The organism is Pseudacidovorax sp. RU35E (genome assembly GCF_900156165.1).
Lineage (GTDB): Bacteria > Pseudomonadota > Gammaproteobacteria > Burkholderiales > Burkholderiaceae_C > Xenophilus.
In genome coordinates this window covers 16436-41044 of sequence record NZ_FTMY01000018.1, presented here as the reverse complement: position 1 = coordinate 41044, position 24609 = coordinate 16436, and the positions used below count along the sequence as shown (strand labels likewise).

Annotated in this window: 22 protein-coding genes; 13 read left to right on the top strand and 9 right to left on the bottom strand. The window is 67.0% G+C overall.

What is annotated here, in order from left to right:
- The first annotated feature begins 2 nt into the window (after nt 1-2).
- Both BXA03_RS24630 and BXA03_RS24625 read left to right on the top strand, forming a co-directional pair.
- A complete protein-coding gene (locus BXA03_RS24630; protein WP_076511817.1) occupies nt 3-602 on the top strand; it encodes a DUF938 domain-containing protein in 600 nt (199 codons plus the stop codon).
- A 131-nt stretch (nt 603-733) separates the two neighbouring features.
- Nucleotides 734-1087 carry a VOC family protein gene (locus BXA03_RS24625; protein WP_076511816.1) on the top strand — a complete coding sequence of 118 codons (354 nt, stop codon included), beginning with the start codon at nt 734-736 and terminating at the stop codon, nt 1085-1087.
- Nucleotides 1088-1199: 112 nt separating this feature from the next.
- On the opposite strand, the gene BXA03_RS24620 is transcribed toward BXA03_RS24625, so the two are convergent.
- The gene (locus BXA03_RS24620; protein WP_076511815.1) at nt 1200-2090 is read right to left on the bottom strand and encodes a LysR family transcriptional regulator; all 891 of its coding nucleotides are present in this window, start codon (nt 2088-2090) and stop codon (nt 1200-1202) included.
- 109 nt (nt 2091-2199) lie between these two features.
- On the opposite strand from BXA03_RS24620, the gene BXA03_RS24615 reads away from it, so the two are divergent.
- Nucleotides 2200-3213 (top strand): TerC family protein, encoded by a 1014-nt coding sequence (locus tag BXA03_RS24615; RefSeq protein WP_076511888.1) that lies wholly within the window; start codon nt 2200-2202, stop codon nt 3211-3213.
- A gap of 58 nt (nt 3214-3271) precedes the next feature.
- On the opposite strand, the gene BXA03_RS24610 is transcribed toward BXA03_RS24615, so the two are convergent.
- From BXA03_RS24610 to BXA03_RS24585, 6 genes are all read right to left on the bottom strand, one after another.
- Nucleotides 3272-4252, bottom strand: coding sequence for a sensor domain-containing diguanylate cyclase (locus tag BXA03_RS24610; protein WP_076511814.1), 981 nt, complete (start codon nt 4250-4252; stop codon nt 3272-3274).
- A gap of 194 nt (nt 4253-4446) precedes the next feature.
- A complete protein-coding gene (locus BXA03_RS24605) occupies nt 4447-5442 on the bottom strand; it encodes a DUF533 domain-containing protein (protein WP_076511813.1) in 996 nt (331 codons plus the stop codon).
- Between the two features lie 135 nt (nt 5443-5577).
- Nucleotides 5578-7644: a CHASE2 domain-containing protein gene (locus BXA03_RS24600; protein ID WP_083716475.1), complete on the bottom strand. Its 2067-nt coding sequence runs from the start codon at nt 7642-7644 to the stop codon at nt 5578-5580.
- A gap of 8 nt (nt 7645-7652) precedes the next feature.
- On the bottom strand, nt 7653-8297 hold the full coding sequence (locus BXA03_RS24595) for an OmpA family protein (RefSeq protein ID WP_076511811.1): 645 nt from the start codon (nt 8295-8297) through the stop codon (nt 7653-7655).
- Entirely contained in the window at nt 8294-8761 is a 468-nt protein-coding gene (locus BXA03_RS24590; RefSeq protein WP_083716473.1) for a FecR family protein, read from the bottom strand. Before BXA03_RS24590 ends, BXA03_RS24595 begins: the two co-directional genes overlap by 4 nt.
- A 535-nt stretch (nt 8762-9296) precedes the next feature.
- A complete protein-coding gene (locus tag BXA03_RS24585) occupies nt 9297-9860 on the bottom strand; it encodes a recombinase family protein (RefSeq protein WP_076511810.1) in 564 nt (187 codons plus the stop codon).
- Between the two features lie 265 nt (nt 9861-10125).
- Between BXA03_RS24585 and BXA03_RS24580 the strand changes: the two genes are divergently transcribed.
- The 8 genes from BXA03_RS24580 (at nt 10126) to BXA03_RS24545 (ending at nt 19246) form a co-directional block, all read left to right on the top strand.
- On the top strand, nt 10126-10830 hold the full coding sequence (locus tag BXA03_RS24580) for a hypothetical protein (RefSeq protein ID WP_076511809.1): 705 nt from the start codon (nt 10126-10128) through the stop codon (nt 10828-10830).
- Nucleotides 10831-10953: 123 nt separating this feature from the next.
- The gene (locus BXA03_RS24575; RefSeq protein ID WP_234983827.1) at nt 10954-12765 is read left to right on the top strand and encodes an ATPase, T2SS/T4P/T4SS family; all 1812 of its coding nucleotides are present in this window, start codon (nt 10954-10956) and stop codon (nt 12763-12765) included.
- Nucleotides 12762-14015 carry a type II secretion system F family protein gene (locus BXA03_RS24570; protein ID WP_076511807.1) on the top strand — a complete coding sequence of 418 codons (1254 nt, stop codon included), beginning with the start codon at nt 12762-12764 and terminating at the stop codon, nt 14013-14015. Before BXA03_RS24575 ends, BXA03_RS24570 begins: the two co-directional genes overlap by 4 nt.
- Nucleotides 14012-15220 (top strand): hypothetical protein, encoded by a 1209-nt coding sequence (locus BXA03_RS26940; protein ID WP_076511806.1) that lies wholly within the window; start codon nt 14012-14014, stop codon nt 15218-15220. Before BXA03_RS24570 ends, BXA03_RS26940 begins: the two co-directional genes overlap by 4 nt.
- 5 nt (nt 15221-15225) lie before the next feature.
- Complete coding sequence (locus BXA03_RS26935; RefSeq protein WP_159444753.1) at nt 15226-16278, top strand: prepilin-type N-terminal cleavage/methylation domain-containing protein; 1053 nt, start codon at nt 15226-15228, stop codon at nt 16276-16278.
- Complete coding sequence (locus BXA03_RS24555; protein WP_076511804.1) at nt 16275-17393, top strand: type II secretion system protein; 1119 nt, start codon at nt 16275-16277, stop codon at nt 17391-17393. Before BXA03_RS26935 ends, BXA03_RS24555 begins: the two co-directional genes overlap by 4 nt.
- A 29-nt stretch (nt 17394-17422) precedes the next feature.
- The gene (locus BXA03_RS24550; protein WP_076511803.1) at nt 17423-18118 is read left to right on the top strand and encodes a prepilin-type N-terminal cleavage/methylation domain-containing protein; all 696 of its coding nucleotides are present in this window, start codon (nt 17423-17425) and stop codon (nt 18116-18118) included.
- Nucleotides 18119-18265: 147 nt separating this feature from the next.
- Complete coding sequence (locus tag BXA03_RS24545) at nt 18266-19246, top strand: IS5 family transposase (protein WP_076511802.1); 981 nt, start codon at nt 18266-18268, stop codon at nt 19244-19246.
- A gap of 157 nt (nt 19247-19403) precedes the next feature.
- Here the strand turns inward: BXA03_RS24545 and BXA03_RS24540 are convergent, their stop codons facing one another.
- Nucleotides 19404-19721, bottom strand: a complete 318-nt coding sequence (locus BXA03_RS24540) for a hypothetical protein (RefSeq protein ID WP_076511801.1) — start codon at nt 19719-19721, stop codon at nt 19404-19406.
- 584 nt (nt 19722-20305) lie between these two features.
- Nucleotides 20306-21055, bottom strand: a complete 750-nt coding sequence (locus tag BXA03_RS24535) for an enoyl-CoA hydratase/isomerase family protein (RefSeq protein WP_076511800.1) — start codon at nt 21053-21055, stop codon at nt 20306-20308.
- 772 nt (nt 21056-21827) lie between these two features.
- On the opposite strand from BXA03_RS24535, the gene BXA03_RS24530 reads away from it, so the two are divergent.
- Together BXA03_RS24530 and BXA03_RS24525 are read left to right on the top strand one after the other, a co-directional pair.
- Complete coding sequence (locus BXA03_RS24530) at nt 21828-22169, top strand: DUF2946 family protein (protein WP_076511887.1); 342 nt, start codon at nt 21828-21830, stop codon at nt 22167-22169.
- A 258-nt stretch (nt 22170-22427) separates the two neighbouring features.
- Entirely contained in the window at nt 22428-24533 is a 2106-nt protein-coding gene (locus BXA03_RS24525) for a TonB-dependent siderophore receptor (RefSeq protein ID WP_369822469.1), read from the top strand.
- Nucleotides 24534-24609: the final 76 nt, after the last annotated feature.

Below are 24609 nucleotides of genomic sequence, written 5' to 3'. Positions count from 1 at the left end.
CCATGCCGGGCCTGATCACCAGCCCGGCGGCCGAGCGCAACAAGGGACCGATCCTGGCCGAGCTGCTTCGTCTGCTGCCGGTGCGTGGCCACATGCTGGAGGTGGCTGCGGGCACCGGCCAGCACGCGGCGCACTTCGCCGCCGCACTGCCCGATTGGCGCTGGCTGCCCACCGAGCCCGACGCCGCCCTGCTGCCCGCCATCGCGGTGCGCACGGCCAACATGCCGCAGGTGCTGGCGCCGGTGGCGCTGGATGTGCGTGAAGCGTGGCCCGTTGCGCCTGCGAGCCTGGACGCCGTGTACTGCGCCAACATGATCCACATCTCGCCCTGGGACTGCACCGCCGGGCTGATGCGCGGCGCGGGCCGGGCGCTGCAGCCGGGTGGGCTGCTGGTGCTCTACGGCCCCTATGTGGTCGACGGCGAGCCTCTGGCGCCCAGCAACGCGGCCTTCGACGCCGACCTGCGTCGCCGCGATCCGGCGTGGGGACTGCGTGACTTGGCGGCCGTCCAGGCCGAGGCGGCGAAAGCTGGGCTGGCCGGGGTGGAACGGGTGTCCATGCCGGCCAACAACCTGCTGGTCGTGTTCCGCCGGGAGCGTTGAACAGGAACGTGCTCGCGAGGCGGCATTCCTGGTGACGGGCAGGCGTTGTTCCTACGCTTCGCGGCGCCAGCGTCTCTCGGCAAGCTCGTTTTTGCAGATGCAAAGTTGCAGCGCATTCTGCATACACACCCATGCGCATCACCAACCTGCTGGCCGGCGTCGCCGTCAAGGACCTCTCCCAATCCATCGCCTGGTATGCGCTGCTCACCGGCAGCGCGCCGACGCGGCGCAGCGCGGAGGGGGCCGAGTGGCATTTCGAAGGTGGCTGTTGCCTGCGACTGACACAGCAGCAAGGCGGCTTCTTCGGCGGTGCCGTGACGATGGTCGTGGATGACCTGGATGAGCAGCTCGAGCAGATGAGCAATGCCGGTCTGCGCCCCATTCAGCGCAAGGATGCGGAGGCCGTTCGCATTGCTTTCGTGCGCGATCCCGATGGCAACCAGCTGGCGCTGGTGCAGGTGATGAGCGCTGCGCTGGCCAGCTGAAGCTGCGCTCGCCGCGACGGTCACAGTGCCGCTGCTGGCCCCCAAGCGCGGGTGGGCACTCGCAATTGTTCGAGCCGATGCGCAGCGTTCGACGCCACAAAACACGGCGGGGCTAGAAGGCCTGACGTTCAATCTGTTGAACGAGTGGGTGGTGCTCACCTCTGCGCGAGCGGATCAGGTGGATTTCCTCGTGCAGGTCCTCACTGCGGCCGAGCAGACGCAAGCCGCGCATCAATCCCAGGTCGCCCGCGCCTAGTCGGCTGACGGGAAACACGCCAAGCCCTCGCGCTGCAAACACCGCCAGCAGCGCCGAATCCTCGAATTCGCCCGCGATCCGCGGGTGCAGACCGTGCCGGTCGAACCATCGGTCCAGCTGCGGCCGCAGGGCGGAATGCGCGGTCGGCAACAGCACCGGCAGGTCGGCCAGGCTCTGCGGAAACTCACGCATGGCGGCCGCACGCACCAGGGCAGCCGGACCCCACCAGTCCACCGGTGCCTCGGCAATGCGACGGCTGGCGAGCCTCAGCGCTGGCCGTGAGGGTGCGGGCTGGCCGGCCAGCACCATGTCCAGATGGTGCATGGCGACTTCGGCCAGCAACTGCTCGAGTTCGCCTTCATGACAAATCAGGCGTAGCGCGGGGGCGCGCAGCACCGGCTCGACGATGGCATGCGCAGCGAGCTTGGAGATGCCATCGGAGAGTCCCACTGCCAGCCGCATGGCCGGCTCGGTGGCCGCCTGTCGTACCAGTTCCGGCAGATCCTGGCCCAACTGGAAGATCTCCTCGGCGCGGCGCAGGGCGGCCATGCCGGCCTCGGTCAGCGCCACGCTTCTGCCTTCGGGCTTGAGCAACTGGTGGCCCAGCGACTTCTCCAGCTCACGCACCTGGGCGCTCACCGTCTGCACCGCCACGCCCAACCGTGCGGCAGCCTTGGAAAAGCCGCCCTCCCGCGCCACGGTCCAGAAGTAGTGCAGGTGCCGGTAGTTGAAGTCGTAGGAGGCCATGCCTTCAAGTTTCGTAAAAACCGAAGGGTTGTTCAATCTTCGGCTGGTTTTTCTTGTGTGTGTGGCCCGGCATCATCTTCGCCAGTTCCACTTCATCAGCATCGACAACATGGAAACCCTGCTCTCCTTCCTTGCGGCCGACTTCCTCGGCCGGCCGGCCGGCCTCTGGCTGGCGTTCATGGCCATCGTCGTCACCCTGCTGGCGCTCGACCTGGGCGTGCTGCACAAGGGCGACCGCGAGATCGGCGTGCGCGAAAGCCTGCTGCTCTCAGGCGGCTACATCAGCGTGGCGTTGATCTTTGGCGGCTGGGTCTGGTGGAGCCTGGGTGCGCAGAGCGGCATGGAATACCTCACCGGCTTCATGATCGAGAAGTCGCTGTCGATGGACAACGTGTTCGTCATCGCGCTGATCTTCAGCTTCTTCGCCATCCCGCGGCAGTACCAGCACCGGGTGTTGTTCTGGGGCATCCTGGGCGTGATCGTGCTGCGGGCGCTGCTCATCGGTGCAGGTGCGGCCCTGGTCACCAACTTCAGCTGGGTGCTGTATTTCTTCGGTGTCTTCCTGGTGTTCACCGGCATCAAGATGTGGCGCATGGCCGATGCCGAGCCCGACATCGCCAGCAACCCGGTGCTGCGCTTCCTGCGTGGTCGCATGCGGGTGACCGAGGGTCTGCGCGGCAATGCCTTCACGGTGAAGGAGGTCGACCCCAAGACCGGCCGCGTGGCCCGCTTCGCGACGCCGCTGCTGCTGGCCCTGGTGCTGATCGAGATCGTGGACCTGGTGTTCGCCGTGGATTCGGTGCCCGCCATCTTCGCCATCACCACCGATCCGTTCATCGTCTACACCAGCAACATCTTCGCCATCCTGGGCCTGCGCGCGCTGTACTTCGCGCTGGCCGCGATGATCCACCGCTTCCATTACCTCAAGTACGCGCTGGCTCTGGTGCTGGTGTTCATCGGCACCAAGATCTTCCTGGTGAACTTCATCGGCAAGTTCCCGCCGGCCATCTCGCTGGCAGTGACCTTCGGCCTCATCGCGGGCGGCGTGCTGTATTCGCTCTATCGCACTCGGGGTCAGCAAGCCCAGACGCCCAGCCTGCCGGCCCCGCCAGCGGCGCGTTGACCGCAGGCGCAGTTCGCAAGACGGCCGGAGCATTGCTCCGGCCGCTTCTTGTTGCCGGCTAGTGGGTGCGCGTGGAACGCGACGGGCGCTGTTGCTTTTCCTGGTACATCGCCCGGTCGGCATCGTGCAGCAACGCAGCGACGGCCGGTGCGCCCCCCGGAGCCCATCGCGCCAATCCCGCGCTGTAGCGCAGGGCCAGTCCTGGCGGCCTGGCGCGGTTGCATTCATCGATCACGTCGCTGAGGCGATCGAGTGCTGCGCGCGCCGCCGCGTCGTCCGCATCCCCCATCAGCACCACGAACTCGTCGCCACCCAGTCGGGAACTGACGTCGGTGGCCCTGAACACCCTGCGCATGGCATCGGCGAATCGCTGGAGCGCGATGTCGCCCTCCGCATGGCCGAAGCGGTCGTTGATCTGCTTGAATCCGTCCAGATCCAGAAACAGGAGCCTTGCCGGGTGTCCGTTTCGGCTGCAGGCCGCCAGCACATGCCGGCCCAGGAGTTCGAGCCCGCGCCGGTTGTTGAGTTGCGTGAGGTGATCGGTCGTTGCGGCATGCTGGGCGACGAGTTCCTCGCGGACCATGTCCGCCAGATCGCGCAGCACGGCGCGGTCGTCGTCGCTCATCTCCCGTGGCTTGTGGTCGAGGATGCAGAGCGTGCCCAGGCGCATGCCCTGGGGATCCACGAGGGGTGCGCCCGCATAGAAGCGCACCCGTGGCCCGTCCACCACGAGCGGGTTGTCGTGGAAGCGCTCGTCGCGGGCCAGATCGGGCACTTCCATGACGTCGTCCTGCAGGATCGCATGGCCGCAGAACGAGGTGTCTCGCGGCAACTGCCGGTCCTGCACGCCCTGCGAGGACTTGAACCACTGCCGGTCGGCATCGACCAGCGACACCAGGGCGATGGGGACATGGAACATGCGGCGTGCAAGCCGCGTGACGCGATCGAAGCGTTCTTCGGGGGGCGTGTCCAGCACCCCGAGGGCGTGCAATGCGCACACGCGCGCCGCGTCATCATGGGGAATGGGGGCAGCAATCATGGGCGAGAGGCGAAGCGGCGCATGGGCCGGCGGCCAAGTGCTGATACGACGACCGCGTGACGCGGTTCGTCCCATCAGGGCGGGGTGCAGGGCGCCGCGTCGGCGAAGCCTGCCGAGTCACTCATTCTGCGGGCGGGCGCCACCCCCGGCAAGATCAGCCGAAAGGGCTACTTGCCGGCAGGGAACTGTCAGCGTCAGCGCCAGCCTTTCGCCAGCGCCATGACACGGGTGAGATCCATCTGGCTGGCCTGCTGTTGCATCTGAGGCAGGTACTTGCCTTGCAGACCTTTGCCTTGCTCGAGGATCGATGCATAGCTGTCCTTGAGCATCTGCGGCGAGAAGCTGCGCCCGGCGGCGTAGTAGCGCCGCGCGAGATGACCGAGGGCATAGGTCGTGGCGAAGCTCATGCCGGAACTCACCGCCTGCCGCCCGACCCCTCCCAGCAGTCCGCCGCCCATCTTGCCCAGAAGACCTCCGATGAGCTTGCGACCCGCCTGCTCGAGGTATTGGGACGTCAACCCCACGCCGGCCGTCGCGACGAAATCCTTGATGTGCCCCTTGTCGAGTTCGTAGCCATGCGCTTGGCCGATGGTGTAGACCAGCCGCATCTGCAACGGGATGATCGCCAGCGTGGACAGTGTTTCGGGCAGCAGTTCCAGCGCGCCACAGGTGATGGCGGCCTTGAGGATGCGGTCGTCCAGTTCAGCCGTGTCGACCGGCGTCGAGGGCTCGCGCGTGGTCGGCGAGCGTTCGGCCGCGGCGGAGGCTGCGACGGTGGATGGGGCAGCAGGCAGCAGGGAGGTCGGGCCGGCGAGCGGCGCCTCGGCCAGGGTGCGGGCCTGGGCCTCGAACGTTTCGGCGGACGCATCCAGGCGCAAAGCCCGTCGGACCTCGGCAAGAAAGTGTTTTTCCTTCTCCGACAACGCGCCATCCGCATCGCAGACGCACACGGCCATCTCGTAAGCCAGTTGTCGCGATCCCGGTGACGCGAGGTCGCCGACAACCTTCTCGAGCGTCACGCGCTGCAGGAGGACGTCCTGGTAGAGGGTCGGCAGATGAACCGCCGCATCCGAGCCCAGACCCTGGGCGATACGCCGGATCTCCTCCCTTTCCCGCTCATGCTTGTCGCCATCGGCGAATGCCGCCATCAGGCACAGCGTGAGCGTGGCGCGGAGTGTGGTGTCGTCCATGCAGGCATCCTTTTCAAAAGAACAGTTGCATGGGTTCGTCAGCCGGTCGAAAGGTTCCGCAGCGGTGGGCCCGCCTGGATTTCGTCCTGGACGGTCCGGTCGCAGATCCTTGCTGCATGCCCGCCCTGACTGTGCCTAGGGCGCGGAGAGAGGGGCTGGCCGCGTGACCAGTGCGCCAAGGATGGACGTCATGAAGCCTGGCTCGTTCTCGTCCTCATCGCGGTAGCGTGCAGCGATGTCGAGGATCTCGGGTTCGATCGCGAAGAAGGCTTCCAGGACCGCCGGATCGAACGCCGTGCCGCGCAGGTCCTGCATGAGCCGCGTGGCATGCGCATGGGTGAATGCCGGCTTGTAGCAGCGCCGGCTGATGAGCGCGTCGTACACGTCCGCCACGCTCATGATGCGGGCCGCCAGCGGGATCGCCTGGCCCGACAGCCCCTGCGGATAGCCGGTCCCGTCCCATTTCTCGTGATGGCCGCCTGCGATCTGGGCTGCGATGGTGAGGAAGTTCTCGCCGTCGATGCGCTTGGCCGTGCTCAGCAGGATCTGACGGCCATAGTCCGCGTGTCGCTTCATCTGCGTCATCTCGTCGGGCGTCAGGCGACCGGGCTTGAGCAGGATGTGGTCGGGCACGCCGACCTTGCCGATATCGTGCAGCGGGGCGGACAGGAACAGCAGCTCGATGTAGTCGGGCGTCAGCGTCTGGGTGTAGTGGCCCGCGCGTCTCAGCTGCAACGCAATGGCCCGCACGTAATGTTGGGTGCGCTTGATGTGTGCGCCTGTCTCCGGGTCTCGGGTCTCTGCGACCGACGCCATGGACTCGATCGTGATCTCACGTGCGTTCTCGAGTTGCCGCAGCCAGGTGCCGGCGCGGCGATGTTCGATGGCATAGCGCCCCACGAAGCCGCCCACCAGCATCAGCAACGCGACCAGCGCAGGCGCTGCCGGCGAGACGACGGTGCCGTCGTTCACGAACAGCAGTGCGCTGCCCGCGGCGGGAAGCAAGCCCAGGGCGAGCCCGCTGAGGAGCAGGGCGCCGCTGCTGCGGCCCGTGGCAAAGACCGCCGCCATCGCCAGCGCCGTGGTGACGGCCAGCGCGGCCGCGGCAAGCGCGGACCAGCCGGGCTCGCGCAGGAAGCCGTCGTGCAGCAGGTTCTCGGCCGTGGCGGCCTGGATGCGCAGGCCCGGAAAACGCGGTTCCACGGCCGTGTGATGAAGATCGTTGAGGCCCACGGCCGAACTGCCGACGAACACGATGCGACCCGCGAATATGCTCGCGGGTACCTTGCCGTTGAGCACGTCCAGCGCGGAGACGGAGGGATAGTCTGCGGCCTGCCGTGCGGTGCGCAGCAAAGCCTGACCCCGATGATCAATGGCCACATCGATGGGCCCGGCCACGAGGCGCAAGCCATCGGGTGTGTCCTGCACCTGCACATGTTCGATCTGCCGGCCCTCGATGACGGCCGCGAGCGCCAGGCTGGGGTGGACCTGTCCCTCGCGCGAGATCAGCAGCGGCACGCGACGCAGCAGGCCGTCGTCGTCGATGCGGTTGTTGACGAAGCCGCTGCGACGCACGCCGCGGTCCACCGCCGGCGTGTTGAGCATGAGGCCCGTGGCCCGTGGCAGGTCCAGCGCGGCGAAGGAAGGATCGTCGGGCAGGGTGGCCGAGGGTGCGGTGCGCGGCCCGTCATCCGTGTGGTGATCGAAGTACAGGTAGTGCGCACCGACGGTGCCCGTTCTCGACAAGGTGCGGCCCAGGTATCCGTCGTTGTCCTGCAATACCGGGGGCACACCGGCGACGTCCAGTGCCAGGCCGAAATCGCGCTGGTAGCGCTCGCGCAACGTGTTGATCGAGCTGCCATCCGGCTCGGGGAAGACGATGTCCAGCGCCACCGAAGCCGGACCTGCCTCGGCGATCCGGTTGACGAGCGTCGCGATCCGGTAGCGCGGCCAGGGCCACTGGCCCACGGCAGACAGACTGACCTCGTCGATGTCGACGACCACGGTGTCCTTGACCACGCCGGATTTCGCAGTCGCGCGCAGCAGGGCATCCAGCCAGAGGTGGTCGAGGCGCGAGAGCGCCTTGGGCTGCAGTGCCAGCGTGAGCGCGACCACCGCGGCCAGGACGAGCCCCGCCGCGAAGAACCCCAGCGCCTGACGGCGGCTCAGGCGATGGGCGAATTGCAGGGAGCGCATCGGCATGCGCCAGCTCAGAGGATCTGCACTTCGACGCGGCGATTGCGCGGATCGGTGGGGCGCACGCCCGGCTCCGAGATGGGCTCCGCGCTGCCGAAGGCACGCACGTCGAGCTTGTCGAGCGTCGGGTCGCTCTGCCGCAGCCACCGTGCGACGGCCTGGGCCCGCTCTTGCGAGAGGCGCAGGTTGTATTCGCGCGTCCCGCTCGCGTCCGCATGCCCGAAGATGCTGATGACGGTGGGCTTGCGCTCTCGTGCCACGCGGAGCAGTTCGGGCAGCTGCGCCTTGGAGGCTTCAGTCAGCACGGCGCGGTCCAGCAGGAAGTGCAGCGTGATGCTGCGCGGGGGCGACGGCTGCGCAGCCAGCAGTGGCGCGAACAGCGCGTCCACCGAAGACCTGCCCATCGACACGGCTCCCGAGGGCATCTGGCGCGCGTCGGTCGTGGACGTGGCCGAGAAGGCTTCGGTCAGCATCTGTTGGCCTTGGCTCGTGCTGAGTGAAGCGCTGCCCACGTGGCCGTCGTCGTCCGGGAGGAGAACCAGCGTCGTTCTTGGCTTCGGCGGCGGGGGTGTGGCGCAGCCGCTCACAACCAGCGTTGCCACCATGGCCAGCATGAGGGCGTTGCGGCCCATCAGACGATGAAAGCGTGGCCGGCTCATTCGGCCTCCAGGATCAGGCGCGTGCCCCGCACGCCCACGGTGGCGGTCGGTGTGTCGAGCTTGACCGACTGAGGCGACAGCTTGCCGATCTTGCCCGATGCGTAGATCGTGCGACCTTTGGCGAGGTACATGTCGAAGGCATAGTCCTCGGACTTCGGCTCGAAGGCGTAGCGACGCATCTGCACGTCTGTCGAACTGCCAAGGGTCAGGCGCGTGCCATCTCGGAACACGATCGCGGCTACGCCATCGGGCCCCGAAACGATGCGGTCTGTGGCGCGAAGAGCCTCGCCTTCCTTGAGCGGCTGCTGGACCGTCCGGCGATGCAGGCTGACCGTCCCGGTGACCTGCTTCACGATCCCGACGGTGTCCGCATCGTTCGCGGTCGTTGTGTCTGCTGCGGGATTGGCCGGCTCTGCTGCAAGGGCTGCGCCGCCGAAGCCTGCACAGACCGCAATCAGTGCCATGGCGACCACGCTGTGGCAAGCGCGCCGTTCATGCTTGGCTGCCGGGGCATGAGGACGAAAGAAAGGAGCGAAAGGGTGGGGCATGGGTGCGGGCCTTGAGGGAGGAAGGTCGAGCCGGCCAAGGATGGCCCGTGCCATGCCCGCCCCGTCCGCCACCGATTCGGACCAAGCCACTGGGAGACATGGCAGCGAGTCGCGGCACGCGCCTTGGGCCCGGCCGTTGTGACCGATGAATGGAAAGGAGACTCGACGTGTTCTGTATCGGCCGCCTCTCACGCGACTTGAGTAGGACGGGGCCGTATCGCACGGGGTGCCGCCCGGGGCGCCAATAGGCTTTGCCGCCCCGCGGGCAGGTTGACCTTTGCCTGCGCCGGAACGGCGCTTTTGTCAAGGGGGTGGGCGGAATTCAAATCGGGAAATGGGCGCCCGCCAATTCCCACGCTTTAGCCGAAGCGCGTAATGCATCCATGGCCATCAGATCGGACTTTTAATTGTCGCAGTCCGAGATAAATATAAATTGACCGCCCGTCATCCCCTAAATGGATGAGAGTGCATCGAGATATCGCCGCACGGTTCGAGGATGCACTTGAAAGTGCGCTGCAAGGCGTTGGAGATCAATCTCAGGAACGCTGGCCAACAAATACAGTTCGTCGATCTGTTCCGAGGAAAGCGCCTTGGGTCGGCCCACCGGACTGCCTCGCCGCTTCGCGGCCGCCATGCCGGCCTTCGTGCGTTCGCTGATCAGCGCGCGTTCGAACTCTGCGAGCGCCCCCATCAAGTGGAAGATCAAGACGCCGCCCGCGGTGCCGGTGTCGATGCATTCCGAGAGTGAGGAGAACTGGACGTTGCGCCTGCCCAACGTCGACACGATCCGCACCAGCGAGGAAAGCGAACGGCCGAGGCGGTCCAGCTTCCATACGACCAACGTGTCGCCCTTGCGCAGCCGTCGCATGGCTTGCGACAGTCCTTGGCGCTCGAAGACAGCGCCAGAAACACCGCGATCTGTAAAAACTAAGTCGCAACCCGCGCGCTGCAGGGCTTGGACCTGCAGATCGACGCTTTGCTCGTCAGTGGAAACTCGTGCGTATCCGACCTTCATATTCAGAAGAGACAGGGGGGGTTCTGGGCCAGGGCCACGACATCTTCCTGCCAAGTAGTTAACGATTCGACAGTCTAGAGATTGACAAAAGGGAACCTTTTTGCAGCGTTCATTGGCAACCTCTAACTGAAGGACTACAAAGAGTAACAGACGTAGCTTTACTGCTAGGAGTAGCTATTAGGACTTAAAGGTTCCCTTTTGTCTACGGCTGTAGCGCGGCCCACGCCCCAGACGTTGCGTGCGCGCACATCGGGAGGGGCGTGCTGTGAGCGCCAAGCCCGACCTCGCCCAGCGTCTGAAGCCCACGCGCTTCGACCGTTTCGGCCTCGATCGCCTGGAGCGTGAGCTACGCGATCTCCTGGCGACCATCTGTGCCTACAGGAATGCCATTGGCGACTATGGACTGGGCGGCACGCCCCAGGACGCGACCGCCGAGGCTGAGCCGCTGCGCATCGCTCCTTCTCCCGAGAGCAGCCCCAGCCTCCTGGCATCGGCCAGCCCCCATCTCACGCTTCATGCCGGCACCGCGCCGACCCTGAGCGAAGGCCCCTTAGGCGAAACGGGCTGGACGCTCGTCGGCGAAGGCTGGCTGCTGTGTGCACCCGACGGCTTCCGCCTTCGCCTCAACATTTGCGAGCGAGCCTTGCTGCTTGCGCTCGTGAATGCCGCGGACCACGCCATCTCCTTCGACGCCTTCTTCCAACTCATGGCAACGACGCGTGCGGTCTATGGGCAGAAGCCGCTGGCTCTGAGCAGCATGCGAATGATCCTGATGCGCTTGATGAAAAAGATCGGCGGCTCCACCGCGTCGTGCCCCATCCGCTCGGTACATGGCTGGGGTTACCGACTGCGCGTCAGCGATGAGGTCAGTCCACTGGACCGACCGCCCGCTGAGGCGATGGGTCAGGGCTACGACTCACAAAGAGTCCATAGCCAACGGTTCGGTCACCGCAGTGCCGTGGCTGTCTAGCGCTGCGCGACTCGTGCCACTTCCTCCCTTGATTTCAACGTCTCGCAGCCACGCGCAACCCGGAAGCGCGTGGCTGTTTCGTCGTTCTTTCCTGTCCCACACGTCCAAACCGAGGTGACGTCCATGAAATTCCGTATCTCCGCTGCAGCGCTGTTGAGCCTCGCGCTCGTCGTCCCGGCTTGGGCGCAGTTGGCTCCCGCAGCCGCGCCTGCAGCCGCATCCACCCAGCAACAACAGCCCATCACGGTCGTGCTCAGCCAAAAGAAGGTCGTGAAGGACGAGCGGGGTCGAGAGACCCTGGTCGAAGCCGACACCGTCAAGCCCAATGACGTCCTGGAGTACCGGGCTGTCTACAAGAACGTCAGCACGAAGCCCGTGAAGTCGGTCGCGGCCAATCTTCCGCTGCCCGAAGGGCTCGAGTACGTGCCCGGCTCGGCCCAGCCGAAGAAGGGGGTGCAGTTTGCACCCGCCTCCGGTACGTACGGCGCTGAGCCGCTCACGCGCAAGCTGCCCAACGGCCGTACCGAAAACCTCCCCTACAACGAATACCGGCAGGCACGCTGGGTCTTCGACGAGCTGGCGCCCGGCGCCGAGGCCACCGTCGTCACCCGCGCAAAGGTCGAGTCCGTCAGCGTGGCCAGCCCCGCCGCCGGCAGCCGCTTCGTCATCGGCGAGTTTTCGCGGGTGCGCACGCTGATTCGGCACAGCTTCTTCTTCTCGCAGAATTCGCTCACGGAACTCATCGACGCCGAAATCCGCAACCTGGTGGGCGACCAGCAAGGCAACCGCAGTCCCGAGAGCTTCCTGCAGCACCTTGTGCATCTCGCCGTGCAGGAGCGTGCGACCGACATCCACATCGCGCCCGGCGCAGCCAGCATGCATGTGCTGCTGCGGGTCGATGGCGTGCTGCAGCCGGCCTTCGGCCTGCCGGCGGAACTCACGCGCGTGACCAGCTACATCAAGCTGGTGGCCGAGATCGACATCTCCGAGAAGCGCAAGCCGCAGGACGGCAGCTTCCGCACGTGGATCCTCGACGTGCCGTACTCGGTGCGCCTGTCGACCATCGTGACCGACCTGGGCGAGCGGCTGGTGATGCGTCTGCTGCCCGAGAGCCATGACCTCAAGGGCCTGCGTGAGATGGGCTACTACGAAGAGGACGCCCTGCTGCTGGAAGAGGGCCTCGGCCGGCCGGCCGGGCTGGTGGTCATCACCGGGCCCACCGGCTCGGGCAAGAGCAGCACCCTGCATGCTGCATTGCGCATGCAGAACCTGATCGAGCGCAACGTGCTGACGGTGGAGGATCCGGTCGAATACCGCGTGCCCGGCGCGGGCCAGACCGAGGTCAACCGCAAGGCCGGCTACGACTTCCAGTCGGCGCTGCGCCATTTCCTGCGTCATGACCCGGACGTGATCCTCGTGGGCGAGATGCGCGATTCCGAAACGGTGGTCGCGGCACTGGATGCGGCCACGACGGGTCACCTGGTGCTGTCGACGCTGCATGTGACCTCGGTGTTCGGCGCGGTGCCGCGGCTGGCCCTGCTCGGCGGGCAGGCGCCCATCGTGGCCGAGAACCTGCTGCTCGTGGTGAACCAGCGTCTGGTGCGACGCAACTGCCCGGCCTGCAGCCGGCAGGTGGCGTTGACGGCGCGCGAGTGCCGGTGGCTGGGTCGCCCCGATGGCTTCGAGGGCATGCGGGGCAGCGGATGCGAGGCCTGCCGCGGTCGCGGCTACCTGGGGCGTGTGCCGGTCTACGAGATCCTGGCGATCAATGACGAACTGGCCGACCTGATCGCAAGCGACGCGCGCCGCGCCGAGGTGCGCAAGGCCGCGGAGCGCAATGGCTTCCGCGACATCGAGCACTGTGCCCGCCGGCGCGTGCTGGACGGCCTGACCACCTGCGAAGAGGTCGTGCGTTCCCTGGGGGTCGGGCCATGAGCTGGTACTTCTATCGCGTGATCGACGCGGCGGGTACGGTGCACGCGGGCACGCGCGCCTTTGCGGACGCCGATCCGCAGTCCGTGCGGGAGACGCTCGAAAAGGAATACGAGGAGGGCGCGGTGCTGGTGCTGCGTGCCGTGCCCGCCGCCCTGGCCCAGGGGGCGCAGTGGTGGCAGCGGTTGTTCGTCGCCCGCCTGCGCGATGCCGACCTGGTGGTGCTGCTGCGCGACATGGCGGTGCTGGTGAAGGCGGGGGTGCCCATCATCGACGCGGTGCGCACCCTGGCGGAGGACGAGGACTCGGTGGGTCGCGCGTGTGCTGTCGTGGCCAACCGGCTGCTGGTCGACCTGCGTGCGGGTGCCACTCTCGGCGAAGCCTTCGACCGGCAGCCGGGCGCCTTTCCGGAGCCGGTGCGCAACCTCGTTCGCCTGGGCGACGCGACCGGCGCCATGGACCGGATGCTGCACGAGGCGGCCGATCACGTCGAGCGCCTGGTGAGCCTCAAGGCCGACTCCAAGCAGGCGCTAATCTACCCCGCCTTCGTGTTCAGCGCGATCCTGGGCGCGGCGGGCTTCTGGCTGTATTACGTCGTGCCCAACCTGACCTCGCTGTTCAAGCAGTTCAACGTCAAGCTGCCGGCGCTGACCGTGGCGGTGATCGCCACCTCGGGCTGGCTGTCGGCCAACGTCGGCACCGCCCTGCTCATCGTGGCGCTGGTGGTGGGCACGCTGGTCGTGGCCTGGACCACCAGCGAATCCTTCCGGCGCGGCGTCTATCGGCTGCTGCACGTGCTGCCGGTGAGCCGCAAGCTGCTCGCGGCCGGCGGCATGGCGTTCTTCGCCGAGTACTTCGCGCTGCTGCTGCGCGCGGGCATCGACATCGTGCGGGCCCTGGGCGTGCTGGAGAACATCACGCGCGACCTGTACTACCGCGACAAGCTCATGATCGTGCGCCAGTATGTGGAGCGCGGTGAGCGGGTGTCGGCGGCGATGCGCCGGGTGGGCGGCTTCCCGCCGCTGATGCTGCGGGTGATCTCGGTGGGCGAGGACTCGGGCTCGCTCGACGAACAGCTGCACTACCTCGCGGGCGAGTACCGCACCCGCCTGAGCCGGGTGGTCGCCACCCTGTCAGAGATCCTGAAGCCGGTGGTGATCTTCATTGCCGGTGGGCTGATGGCCCTGTTCGTGGTCGCGCTCGTGCTGCCGATCTACGACCTCATCGGGCAGTCGATGGCGGTGCGTCGATGAGCGGGCCTGAAAGGAACCGCCGGTCCGTCGGCGGGCGCCCGCGCTTCGGCCGGCGCGCGGCGCAGCATGGCCTGTCGCTGCTGGCGGTGGCCGCCCTTGCAGCGCTGCTGGGGCTGATGGCCGTAGTGGCCTACCAGCGCTGGTCGGTGACCCAACTGGCGCAGGACCGGCACGATCAGGACCTGCTGCTGGATCAGGCCGAGGCGGTGGTGCGCGGCTTCGTGGCGAGCCGGGGCCGCCTGCCGTGCCCGTCGCCCACCTATGGTGGCAGCGAGCAGTGTGGTGGATCGCTGTCCACCGGCTGGTTCCCGGCCGCATCGGTGTCGGCGCCGGCCGCCGTGCGCGGGCGGCTGGCCGGCTTGCGCTACTTCGCCGATGCGCGGCTGAGCCGTCTGGTGGACGTCTTTCCGCCCGATCCGCATGACGCCAGCCGCATCAACGGCCACGACCTGTGCCGCCAGCTGGCCCTGCTGTACCCGCCGGCTGGCGGGCCGGACGGCGGACTGCCGGGCACGGGCCCGACCGGCAGCCCTGCCGTGTACCGTCTGTCGGCGCCCGGGCCCGCGGGCTTTTCCGGCGGCAACCTGGCGGCCAACGGCGCCTTCGAGGACGAGTACCGCGCGCAGGACGCCGTCTACCGCGAGCGGGTGCGCGTGGGTGATGCGCGGACGCTGGCCTGGGCGCTGAACTGCGGCGCCATCATCGGCTCGCTCAACATGCTGCGCACGGCGGGCCAATGGAACGATGCGATGCCCAATGCGCGCAGTGGGGCGGCGCACGACTACGACCTCTTCACGGTGTGGCCCATGGCGAATGCCCTGGTCACGTCTCAGACGGTGGCACTGGCCGAGTCGGCCACCTTCATCACGGAAACCTTCGCCGTGGCCGCAGGGATCAGTGCCGCGGAGTTCAAGGACGACATGGTCTGCGCGGGCTTCTGGTTCCCTGCCTGTATCGCATCGGGCGTGCAGGTTGCACAGTTGATCATGGTGGGCATCCAAGGTGCGGCGCTGGCGCTCGATGTGCTCGCCCTCGAGGCCCGTGTGATCGCCGCAGCCATCGAACTGGCCAAGGTCAAGAATTTCCATTCGAGCTACGAGACGGTGCCCCTATGGCAGGACAGCCAGGGTGCGGACGTGACCAACCGCGTCCTGTTCAAGGTCGACGAACTGGGGCCCGGTTCGGGTGCGGTGGCGCTGCCATGAGGCGCGTGTCGAACCCTTCCCCCCGGCGCCACGCGCAGGGCTTCAGCATGCTGGAGCTGGTGGTGGTGTTGGTGATCCTGGGCGTGGTGATGGTCGCCATCGGCCGCGCCATCCAGACCACGTCGCGCACGGCCGACGCCGATGCCGACAACATGGGCCTGCAGGCGGCCTACGAGGCGCTGATCGGCTTCGCGGCGGCCAATGCACGGCTGCCCGCGGCGGACAGCGGCTGGGCGCCGCGCGCCCTGGGCGGTGCGCGAGGCAACCGGCTGCGGTACTTCGTGGCCGCGACTTTCACGCAGCCGCCAGCTGCGGTCTACAACCCTTCGGCGCAGCAGGCGATCAACTCGCCGGGACTCAACTTCTGCCTGTCGCTGGCACGGGCTGCCGATGCCAGTCTGCTGCCGATGGGGCAGGGCGCGTCGACCATCCGGGTGCTCGCCGTGCTCGACTACGGCTCGGCCGGCAGCGCGCCGGCGACGGTCGCCGATGTGGCCGTGCCCGGCTCGGCGGCGGCCGCTGCGCGCGGCGTGCAAGGCCGCACCGCCATCGCGATCTCTGCGCCCGAACTGTTTTCCGCCCTCTCGTGCGGTGAGCGGCTGGCACGGGTCGCCGCCGCGGGCAAGTACGCCGACGTGGCCGCCGATCTGTTGCTGCTCGCCCGCCTCAATGTCCAGCATTGGCAGAACGCGATCGAGGCCGGTGATGCGAGCAATGCGAACCGCGCACTTGCCACGGGGCGGCTCGACCAGTGGCTCTGGTTGTTGATTGCCGACGCGGCCAACCTGACCCTCATGCACATCGGCAAGCTGCCGTGGTCCTTGCCGGCCGCGCCCGCTTACCTGGGCGTCCTGGCGGGCTATGGGTCGAGCATTGCCCAGGTGATCCTGCAAGGCGATCTGTTCCGTGACGAGATGCGGACCTGGACAGACGTCGATCGGCAGGCGGCCGAGGCGGCGCTCGACGGCGCCAAGGCGCAGCTGTCGGCCTACGAGGCGGCGCTGACCAATGCCCGCCAGGAATTGGCGCGGTTGGCGGCCTTGGGGTTGGCGCCATGAACACCCGCACCTCGAGCCGGGCACGGCAGGCCGGCCTCGGCTTGCTTGAAGTCGTGATTGCCGTGCTGATCCTCGGGCTGCTTGCCGTGGCGGCCTGGAAGTTCCAGCACGGCGTGGTGCTGCAGACCCGATACGAGGCCGACCAGATGTTGGTGCAACGCGCCGACCGGAGCATCCGCGCCTTCATGGCCAGGCAGTCCCGCCTGCCATGTCCTGCCGCTGACGCCGGCGGCACCGAGTCCTGCCGCACGGGCATGGCCGCTGCGCCGGGCTTCGTGCCCTGGCGCACGCTCGGCCTGCCGGACGCCGGCGCTGGCAGCCTGCGCTACGCGCTTGCTGCCGACGCGTTGGCGCAGGCCGCGCCTGGGATCGAGACGCTGCAGATTCCAGACCGGCAGTTGCAGCAGATCCTGGTGTCGGGCGACGTGGGCAACGCCACCTTGCCATGGTGCAACGTGCTCGGTCTGCGCATGAAGCAGGTGGGCGCGGAGATGGCCTATCGGGTGTTCAGCGGGGGGGCGGGGCCGCTCGCCCGCGTGGACGCCGCGCCGCTGGACGCGGCCGGCGCAGGCGTTTTGCGCTTGCTGCCCGAGCTGTGGACCGAGCTGCATTGCGGCGACCTGATCGCTGGCGCCGGCCGGGCTCACATGAATGCCGCGCTGGCCGCCCGGATGATGCGCATTTCGGCCGATGAACAGCTGCTATTGGCGGGCAAGAACACCGATGCTGCGCATGCGTCCTATGACTATGCCGTGGTCGATCTGGTGACCGAGATCCTTCGCCAGCCTTCCAGGCTGGCCAATGCCGGCGTGGCCTGCACGAGTGCAGCCAGCATGACGGCCGATATCGTGGCCGGGACTGCAACCCCTGAGCAGTATTGGGGCGTCGCAGGAGCGGCGGCCTCCTGTATTACCGGGGGCCTTGATGTCGCGATCCACATCGCTTACCTCGTGGAAAAGGTCGAGGCCCTCCAGCAACAGGCCAAGGCGCTCGGCGTCCAGGCGGACAACGTGCTCCAACTGCGCCAAGCCGAGGCCGACCAGGCCGCCGCGCTCGAGGCCGGCATTGCCGCGCGCGCGCGTGCGGCCGTGGCCAGCGGCATCCATCTCCAGTAGTGCGACCCCGACGACCAAGGAACCCCACCATGATGCTGTGCCGCCATCGACTGCCCGCACGCCAGCGCGTCCAGGGCTTCAGCCTCGTCGAGTTGTCGGTGGTGCTCGTGGTCATGGCCATCCTGGCCGGCGCCGTCATGGCGGGCGTCAATGTCTACCGTCAGGCCATGGTCCAGCGGATGTACGGCGATTTCGTGATGGGTTGGCGCACGGCCTATCTCGCCTTCGTGGCGAACAGCTTCGGCGTCCAGCCGGGGGACAACGGCAATGCCCCCGCCTATGCCGTGGGTGGCGCGGTCAACACGCCGCTGTGTGGCGACGCCCTGATCAATGCGCTGCAGGCGCGGGGGATCGCACTGCCCCAGGGTCGTACGGCCGGTTCGCCGGACCGTTATGTCTACCCTGACAAGCAAGGCATTCCGCACGAACTGCGCGTCTGCATGATGACGGTGCCGTGGACGCTGCCTGTAGCGGTGGGCACCTTCCAGAACGCTCCGCGGCACGTGTTGCGCCTGACGGGCTTGACGCCAGAAGCGGCGGCCAGCTTCGACGTGATGACCGATGGGGCGCTCGACGCCAGCGTCGGTGAGTTCCGTGAACAGGGGAGTGAAGCCGGTCTGGGAACTGCCGCTGCGGCATGGACGGCGGATGAGAACGCCACCATGGGCGGGGTGGCCGAAGGTCAGTCTGTAGAGCTCACGGCCTATCTGCTGGTCGGGCGTTGATTCGCCGGTTGCTCCGGCCTGACTGCCGAGGCGCCCGGCTTCGGGCTTGAAAGCGTTGCGCCGCGGCTGATGGCTCTAGGGATGCTCTTCACGAATAGCCCGCTCATGTGCTTGCCTGCGGCGGCGTGAAGGCCGAGCATGAGGACTATGAAACAAACAAGCCTGGGGCTGCCGCTGTCGACCAAGCGCACGCGCAAACGCGAGTTCCTCGATGCGATGGACCGGGTGGTGCCCTGGCGCGATCTGGTGGCGCTTATCGCGCGCTTCGCGCCCGAAAGTGGCCGCCGCGGCCAGCAACCCTTTGCGGTGGAGACGCTGCTGCGCATCCATTTCATGCAGCAGTGGTTCAACCTGTCGGACCCGGCGATGGAAGAGGCGCTGCACGATGTGCCGGTCTTTCGCGACTTCGCGGGCCTGTCTAACTGGGGCGACGCACTGCCCAGCGATTCGAGCATCCTGCGTTTTCGCCGGCTGCTAGAACAGCACAAACTGGCCGATCAGATACTGGCTCGCGTGAACGAACTGCTCACCGGGCAGGGGCTGATGCTCAAAGCTGGCACGGTGGTGGATGCCACGCTCATCGCTGCGCCTAGTTCGACCAAGAACAAGGATGGCAAGCGAGACCCCGAGATGCACCAGAGCAAGAAGGGCAACCAGTGGCACTTCGGCATGAAGGCCCACATCGGCGTGGATGCCGACTCGGGGCTGGTGCATACGGTGCGGGGCACAGCCGGCAACGTCAACGACGTGGTCGAGGGCAACAGCCTGCTGCACGGGCAGGAGGAGTTCGCCTTCGGCGATGCGGGCTACCAGGGTGTGAACAAGCGCCCGGACGCGAAGGCGCATGTGCGCTGGCATGTGGCGATGCGCCCGGGACTGCGCCGAGTTCTGGAGCCAGCAACCAACGCGGTTGATGCGCTGACCGGGAGGATCGAGCGAATGAAGGCGAGCGTGCGCGCAAAGGTCAAGCACCCGTTTCGGGTGATCAAGCGCCAGTTCGGACATGTGAAGGTGCGCTACCGCGGGCTGGCGAAGAACACGGCGCAGTTGAAGGTGCTGTTTGCGCTGAGCAATCTGTGGATGGTCAGGGCAGCGGTGGTGGCCGAGGTGCGCCCGGCGGCCGCGTGAGGGCCGTGTGAACAGCGAAATGGGCGACTTGGGCGCCTTCTCAAACCCACCTCGCGCACCATTGCTGGCCTGGCCGACGCACAACGGCGTCGTCACCGGATGCAACCGCCCTTCCAACCCCATCAGCAGGCTATTTAACGATTGGTGAAGAGCATCCCTAGGCCGCACTTGTGCCGCTGGGGTGCTGGCCCGCGTCGAGTTCGTCCCCAGCCTGGCGCAGCAGGCGCAGCACCGCCGGCAGCATCGCGTGTCGTCGGGCGTGCGGGTCGTCGACATCGGACGCCGCGCCCATCTCTGCTGCATCGGCGATCTCTTCAATGGAAACGATCTGCCGCGTATGGAGGGCCTGCAAAAGGCGGACGGTCAATTCGCGCAGGACCGCGATTTCCTGCTCCTGAACCTCCAGCAACTCGGACAGTTCTTCATGGGATTGCGCCAGCGCTTTGATTGCGCTTTCCGGGTATTGCGGACTCATGCGTTTGAATTCCTGCTCATGGTGCTGTGACATTTCGTCAACACCACGATTGAAAGAAATTTGCTCTGATTTTTCAACGGCCTGTGTGTCGGACGTAGCCTTGACTTCCTGTGTGAAATCTCAGAAATGTCAAAAATTACATAAAGTGATAAAGCGCAAGCGAAATTGCCACGCTCAGGAGGAATATGACCAGCATACGGGTAGGCGTGGCCTCGACACTGACGAAGAAGAGGATGAGGCCAAGAACAGTCCCCAAGCCGATGATCAGCAATTGTTCAGGCGCCATAAAGCGGAAACAAAAGGGGTGAGGACGGAGATGCGTCCCTTAACCACGTTCCGAGGGTAATCAGGAAGATTTCGCACGTCTGGTCAAAATGTGCAATATCTGCAGACGAAATGAAGGGAGGAGCGGACTAGGTCACGCATCAGGCGTGTTTTCCAGCGAAATTGCCCCGATCTGGACTGAATGATCTGCTCCAAGTCAGGCCTCACTGGCGCCATTTGTGGTGAATGGCCGCGCAAAGGTCCTTGCCGCACGCGGCAAGGACCACGTGTGCATTCCGATACCGCGCTCGTCCTGCGGGTCAAGATGGCGGCATGGGCGGCCGCGAGGAGAGTGCGCCGCAGCCCGAACGGATCGACCGAGGCGCTCCTGCTGCTGACGAGCAGCCTTGGACGACGGTTTCCAGCGTGCGTTTGACGTGCTGGACCACCGCGGGGTCCTGTGCTGCGATCTGGCGGGCCAGCACGCCCACATACCCATCGAAGGCATCCGGACGGACGACACCTTCGAACACACCCCGCAGGCTCAGCTCCTCGACCGTGATGGCCCGCCCGGACAGCAGCGCGCGACGGGTGCCATCGATGCCCAGATGCTGGACGAGCCGGGCCTGGAAGGAGCGGCTGTGCAGCGGACTCATCTCCAGGGGCAGATGCAGGGTCGTGCCGCTGACCGCCACGCGGATGTCGCAGGCAAGCACCAAGTCCAGTGCGGGTCCATACACCGCGCCCGTCAGCGCGCACAGCGTGATGGGTCGCATCTGCGTGAGTGCCGTGCTGAGCGACGCGAAGAGCGCCTCTTGGTCCTCGGCGCCCGGCTGTGTGATCTCGTATCCGCCACAGAACACCGGCCGTCCCTGGCCGCCCGTGTTGGCAGTCAGCACCACCACGCGCACGGCCGGATCGGCGTCGAGCGCGAGCAAGGTGCTCAGCATCCATCGCAGGTCTTCTCCGCGAACCCAGTTGCTGCTGGCCGGGCGGTTCAGTCGGATGGTGGCGATGCCACCCGCATAGGTGAGAAGGGGGGTGTCGGGCGTTGCGACGTCCACGGTCATGGTGAGTATTCCCTGTTGTTGTTGGCATGGTCGGCCGTGCCCTGGAAGAGGGCGCGTCCGCCAGTGCTTTCGAAGCAGGAAGCCTGCCCATCTACGAGTGCTGATGGCTGCAACGCTGGGGGCGGGGAAGATGTCCGTGCGTCACTGGCGGGGCCTGCGCGGACGCGAGCGGGCCCATTCGATGCACCACGGCTGCGCACGTCTGCCTGCCGGCCGGGGCTGCCGGCCGAAGCCCTGGCCTGCACGGTGGCCGGTGCGTGGTTGGCGCGGTGCGCTCATTCAGGCCGGCACGCGAATGCGCCGTGGCACAGGCAAGAAAAAAGCACCTGGAGCCAAAGGCTGCAGGTGCTTGATTCGTTTTGTTTGGTGGGCCCTGAGTGACTCGAACACTCGACCTACGGATTAAGAGGCGAATTCGGGGTAGCTGAAAGTCAGTGAAATCAATGACTTGCAGCGCTTGCCCACCCCGAAAACAGCCTGTTCACGGCACAGTTATGGCACAGCGCGGGTGGCGTTGGCACGGATGGCACTGTCCGCTCGAGAGCCAAGTCTCGCTGGGCGAAGCACCTGTCGGCGGCGCGTTCCTGTGACCGCTGCGCTCCGATGTGCCGGTTCCGGTCCCCATGGTGCAGCCGCGCGGGCCAGAAAGAGTAGCGCTGCTGGTGCGCTACGTCCGTGTCTGGGGCGCTTGGCGACGCGGAGGGCAGGGCCGAAAGCGATCGAACAAGAAGCCTTTTTTTGAGACTGCATTCTCAATAGAATGGCGGCAGCCATGCGCCTGCTTGCCGTTCTACGCCTTCTGCTGATCGCCGTGTTGTTCAACACGGCCATGGGCCATTGGCTGCATGAGGGCGTGCATCTGCGGGAGGCCGGTGCCGCGCTGTCCTCGGCCGCCGACCTGGGCGATGCCGATGAACCCGGCGAGTCCAGGACCGACGCCGTCTGTGTCTGGTGCCATCTCGGGGCGCAACTGGCGAGTGCGATCTGGCCGCCTCCGGCCCTCCTGGGCGTGGCCGTTCTCGGTATGGCGCAGCCGCTGCTGCGCCTTCACACGCCCAGGCCAGCGCCGAACGCCTGGCGTTACGGCGCACGCGATCCACCCGTGCGGGGCTGATCACTTTTCGGCGCCATTGCCCGCTCGCTGCCCGGCCACCGGCCGGCGCCGCGGAGTCGGGTCGTTCTGGCGCCTCTTTCTCTTCGCCCCTTCGTTCGGCTGCCCTGGTCGATGCCAGGTTGCGCGCCGTCGCCCCGCAGTGCGTCGGCCGCGACCCTGCCGCTTTTGTCTTTCTCCATGCATTCGCACTTTCCTCTCCCCGCCGCCCGTCGCGCGCCCGTTTCCCCCGTCTTGCCGTCGCGCGCTTTGCAGCCGGCCGTGGCCGCCCTGGCCCTACTGGGCCTGGGCGCGGCGCATGCCCAGGTCTCCGCCAGCCCCGCCGTGGGCGGACTCGACGCGGTCGAGGTGGTCGGCCGCACCGAGTCCGGCGCCTACCATGCCGACGAAGCTTCGGGCGCCAAGACCGAGCTGCCGTTGCGCGAGCTGCCGCAGTCGGTGCGCATCGTCACCCGCCAGGCCATCGACGATCTGGGCGCCACCAAGCTCGACGACGTGCTCGACTACGTGGGCGGCGTCTCGCGCCAGAACAACTTCGGCGGCCTGTGGGACAACATCGCCATACGCGGTCTGCCCGGCAACGAGAACACGGGCATGGCGACGCTGCTCAACGGCTTCTCGTCCAACCGGGGCTTCAATGCGCCGCGCGACCTGGCCGGGGTGGAGCGCATCGAGTTCCTCAAGGGCACGGCGGCAGCGCTCTACGGCAGCAGCGAGCCCGGCGGCACGCTCAACATCGTGTCGAAGCGGCCGCTGTGGAAGCCGGCCCATGCGGTCGAAGGCTATGTGGGCACCGATGGCCTGCGCCGCGGCGCCTTCGACAGCACCGGGCCTGTGAATGACCGCTTTGCCTACCGCCTGAACGTGGCGGTGGAGGACCGCGACAGCTTCCGCGACTTCGTGCAGGCCCGCCGCGAGGTGCTGGCGCCCGCCTTTACCTGGAAGCTGGGCCGCGACACGGTGCTGGAGTACGTGGGCGAGTACCTGCGCCACCGCACGCCGCTGGACCGTGGCGTAGTGGCGGTCGACAACCGGCTGGGCGTCATTCCGCGCAACCGCTTCCTGGGCGAGCCGGCCGACGGCGACGTGACCGTGCGCAACAGCACCCACCAGCTGATGCTGACCCACGAATGGAGTGCGGACTGGTGCAGCCGGGTCGGCCTGTCGTACCGCAGCACAGGCATCGAGGGTTTCTCGACGGAGCCCACGGCCCTGCGCAGCGATGGCACGCTGACACGCCAGCGGCGCTTTCGCGACTACGACTCCAGCGACATCGCCCTGCAGGCCGAGCTGCAGGGCACAGTGCGCACGGGCGCGGTGGAGCACGAACTGCTGCTGGGCCTGGAGCGCTACCGCTTCGACATGGACACCCTGATGCTGCGCGTCAACCCGAGCACCGCGCGGCCCTACGCCATCAACATCTTCGCGCCGGTGTACGGGCAGGTGCCGCCCGTGCCCACGGCCAACACCGACACGCTGGAGCACCAGCGCAACACCGCCTTCTACGTACAGGACGCAATCCGCCTTGCGCCCGAGTGGCGCCTGGTGGCCGGCCTGCGTGCCGACCGTTACGACCAGTCGCTGCTCAACCGCCGCACCGGGCTGACGACCGACCAGACGCCCAGTGCGACGTCGCCGCGCATCGGACTCGCCTGGCTGCCCTCGCCGCAATGGACGGTCTATGCCAACGCCGGCCGCTCCTTCCGGCCCAACACCGGCACCGACGTGGTCTCGCGCGCCTTCGCGCCCGAGACCGGCCGCGCCGCCGAGTTGGGCGTCAAGTGGGAAAGCGAAGATCGGCGCATGGGCGCCACGGCCGCGCTGTTCGACATCCGCAAGCGCAATGTGCTGACCAATGATCCGGTGAACACCGGCTTCTCGGTGGCGGCGGGCGAGATCCGCAGCCGCGGCTTCGAGTTCGACTTCACCGGCCAGGTGAGCCGCCACTGGCGCCTCAATGCCAGCCTGGTGCTGAGCGATGTGGAAGTCACGCGCGACAACACGCTGGAGGTGGGTGGCCGCCTGCTCAACGTGCCCAAGGTCAACGGCAGTGTGCTGGCGGTCTACGAGGACGCCTTGGCCAATGGGCAGCGCTATGGCATCGGCGGCGGGCTGACCCATGTCGGCCGCCGGCTGGGCCAGGCGCGCACCCAGGCCGAGGCCAATGCCGGCGCACCGGCATTCGAGCTGCCGAGCTACACCACCGCCAAGCTGGTTGCCTACTGGCGCCTCAACCCGCGCCTGCGCCTGACGCTGGACGTGGACAACCTGTTCGACAGCACCTACTACAGCAGCTCGTACAGCCGCGTGTGGGTGACGCCGGGCGCGGCGCGTTCGGTCACCGTCGGGCTGCAGGCCAAGTTCTGACCACTGCCAAGGCCACCCGCAGCCGCGCCGAGGCGGGTGGCCCGCATGGCCATGCGGCACGCATCAACGAGAACGG

Excerpts from the sequence above, each read along its gene's own strand:
- BXA03_RS24630 (WP_076511817.1), top strand. The coding sequence starts at position 3 with ATGCCGGGCCTGATCACCAGCCCGGCGGCCGAGCGCAACAAGGGACCG.
- BXA03_RS24625 (WP_076511816.1), top strand. The coding sequence starts at position 734 with ATGCGCATCACCAACCTGCTGGCCGGCGTCGCCGTCAAGGACCTCTCC.
- BXA03_RS24620 (WP_076511815.1), bottom strand. The coding sequence starts at position 2,090 with ATGGCCTCCTACGACTTCAACTACCGGCACCTGCACTACTTCTGGACC.
- BXA03_RS24615 (WP_076511888.1), top strand. The coding sequence starts at position 2,200 with ATGGAAACCCTGCTCTCCTTCCTTGCGGCCGACTTCCTCGGCCGGCCG.
- BXA03_RS24610 (WP_076511814.1), bottom strand. The coding sequence starts at position 4,252 with ATGATTGCTGCCCCCATTCCCCATGATGACGCGGCGCGCGTGTGCGCA.
- BXA03_RS24605 (WP_076511813.1), bottom strand. The coding sequence starts at position 5,442 with ATGGACGACACCACACTCCGCGCCACGCTCACGCTGTGCCTGATGGCG.
- BXA03_RS24600 (WP_083716475.1), bottom strand. The coding sequence starts at position 7,644 with ATGCCGATGCGCTCCCTGCAATTCGCCCATCGCCTGAGCCGCCGTCAG.
- BXA03_RS24595 (WP_076511811.1), bottom strand. The coding sequence starts at position 8,297 with ATGAGCCGGCCACGCTTTCATCGTCTGATGGGCCGCAACGCCCTCATG.
- BXA03_RS24590 (WP_083716473.1), bottom strand. The coding sequence starts at position 8,761 with ATGGCACTGATTGCGGTCTGTGCAGGCTTCGGCGGCGCAGCCCTTGCA.
- BXA03_RS24585 (WP_076511810.1), bottom strand. The coding sequence starts at position 9,860 with ATGAAGGTCGGATACGCACGAGTTTCCACTGACGAGCAAAGCGTCGAT.
- BXA03_RS24575 (WP_234983827.1), top strand. The coding sequence starts at position 10,954 with ATGAAATTCCGTATCTCCGCTGCAGCGCTGTTGAGCCTCGCGCTCGTC.
- BXA03_RS24570 (WP_076511807.1), top strand. The coding sequence starts at position 12,762 with ATGAGCTGGTACTTCTATCGCGTGATCGACGCGGCGGGTACGGTGCAC.
- BXA03_RS26940 (WP_076511806.1), top strand. The coding sequence starts at position 14,012 with ATGAGCGGGCCTGAAAGGAACCGCCGGTCCGTCGGCGGGCGCCCGCGC.
- BXA03_RS24555 (WP_076511804.1), top strand. The coding sequence starts at position 16,275 with ATGAACACCCGCACCTCGAGCCGGGCACGGCAGGCCGGCCTCGGCTTG.
- BXA03_RS24550 (WP_076511803.1), top strand. The coding sequence starts at position 17,423 with ATGATGCTGTGCCGCCATCGACTGCCCGCACGCCAGCGCGTCCAGGGC.
- BXA03_RS24545 (WP_076511802.1), top strand. The coding sequence starts at position 18,266 with ATGAAACAAACAAGCCTGGGGCTGCCGCTGTCGACCAAGCGCACGCGC.
- BXA03_RS24540 (WP_076511801.1), bottom strand. The coding sequence starts at position 19,721 with ATGAGTCCGCAATACCCGGAAAGCGCAATCAAAGCGCTGGCGCAATCC.
- BXA03_RS24535 (WP_076511800.1), bottom strand. The coding sequence starts at position 21,055 with ATGACCGTGGACGTCGCAACGCCCGACACCCCCCTTCTCACCTATGCG.
- BXA03_RS24530 (WP_076511887.1), top strand. The coding sequence starts at position 21,828 with ATGCGCCTGCTTGCCGTTCTACGCCTTCTGCTGATCGCCGTGTTGTTC.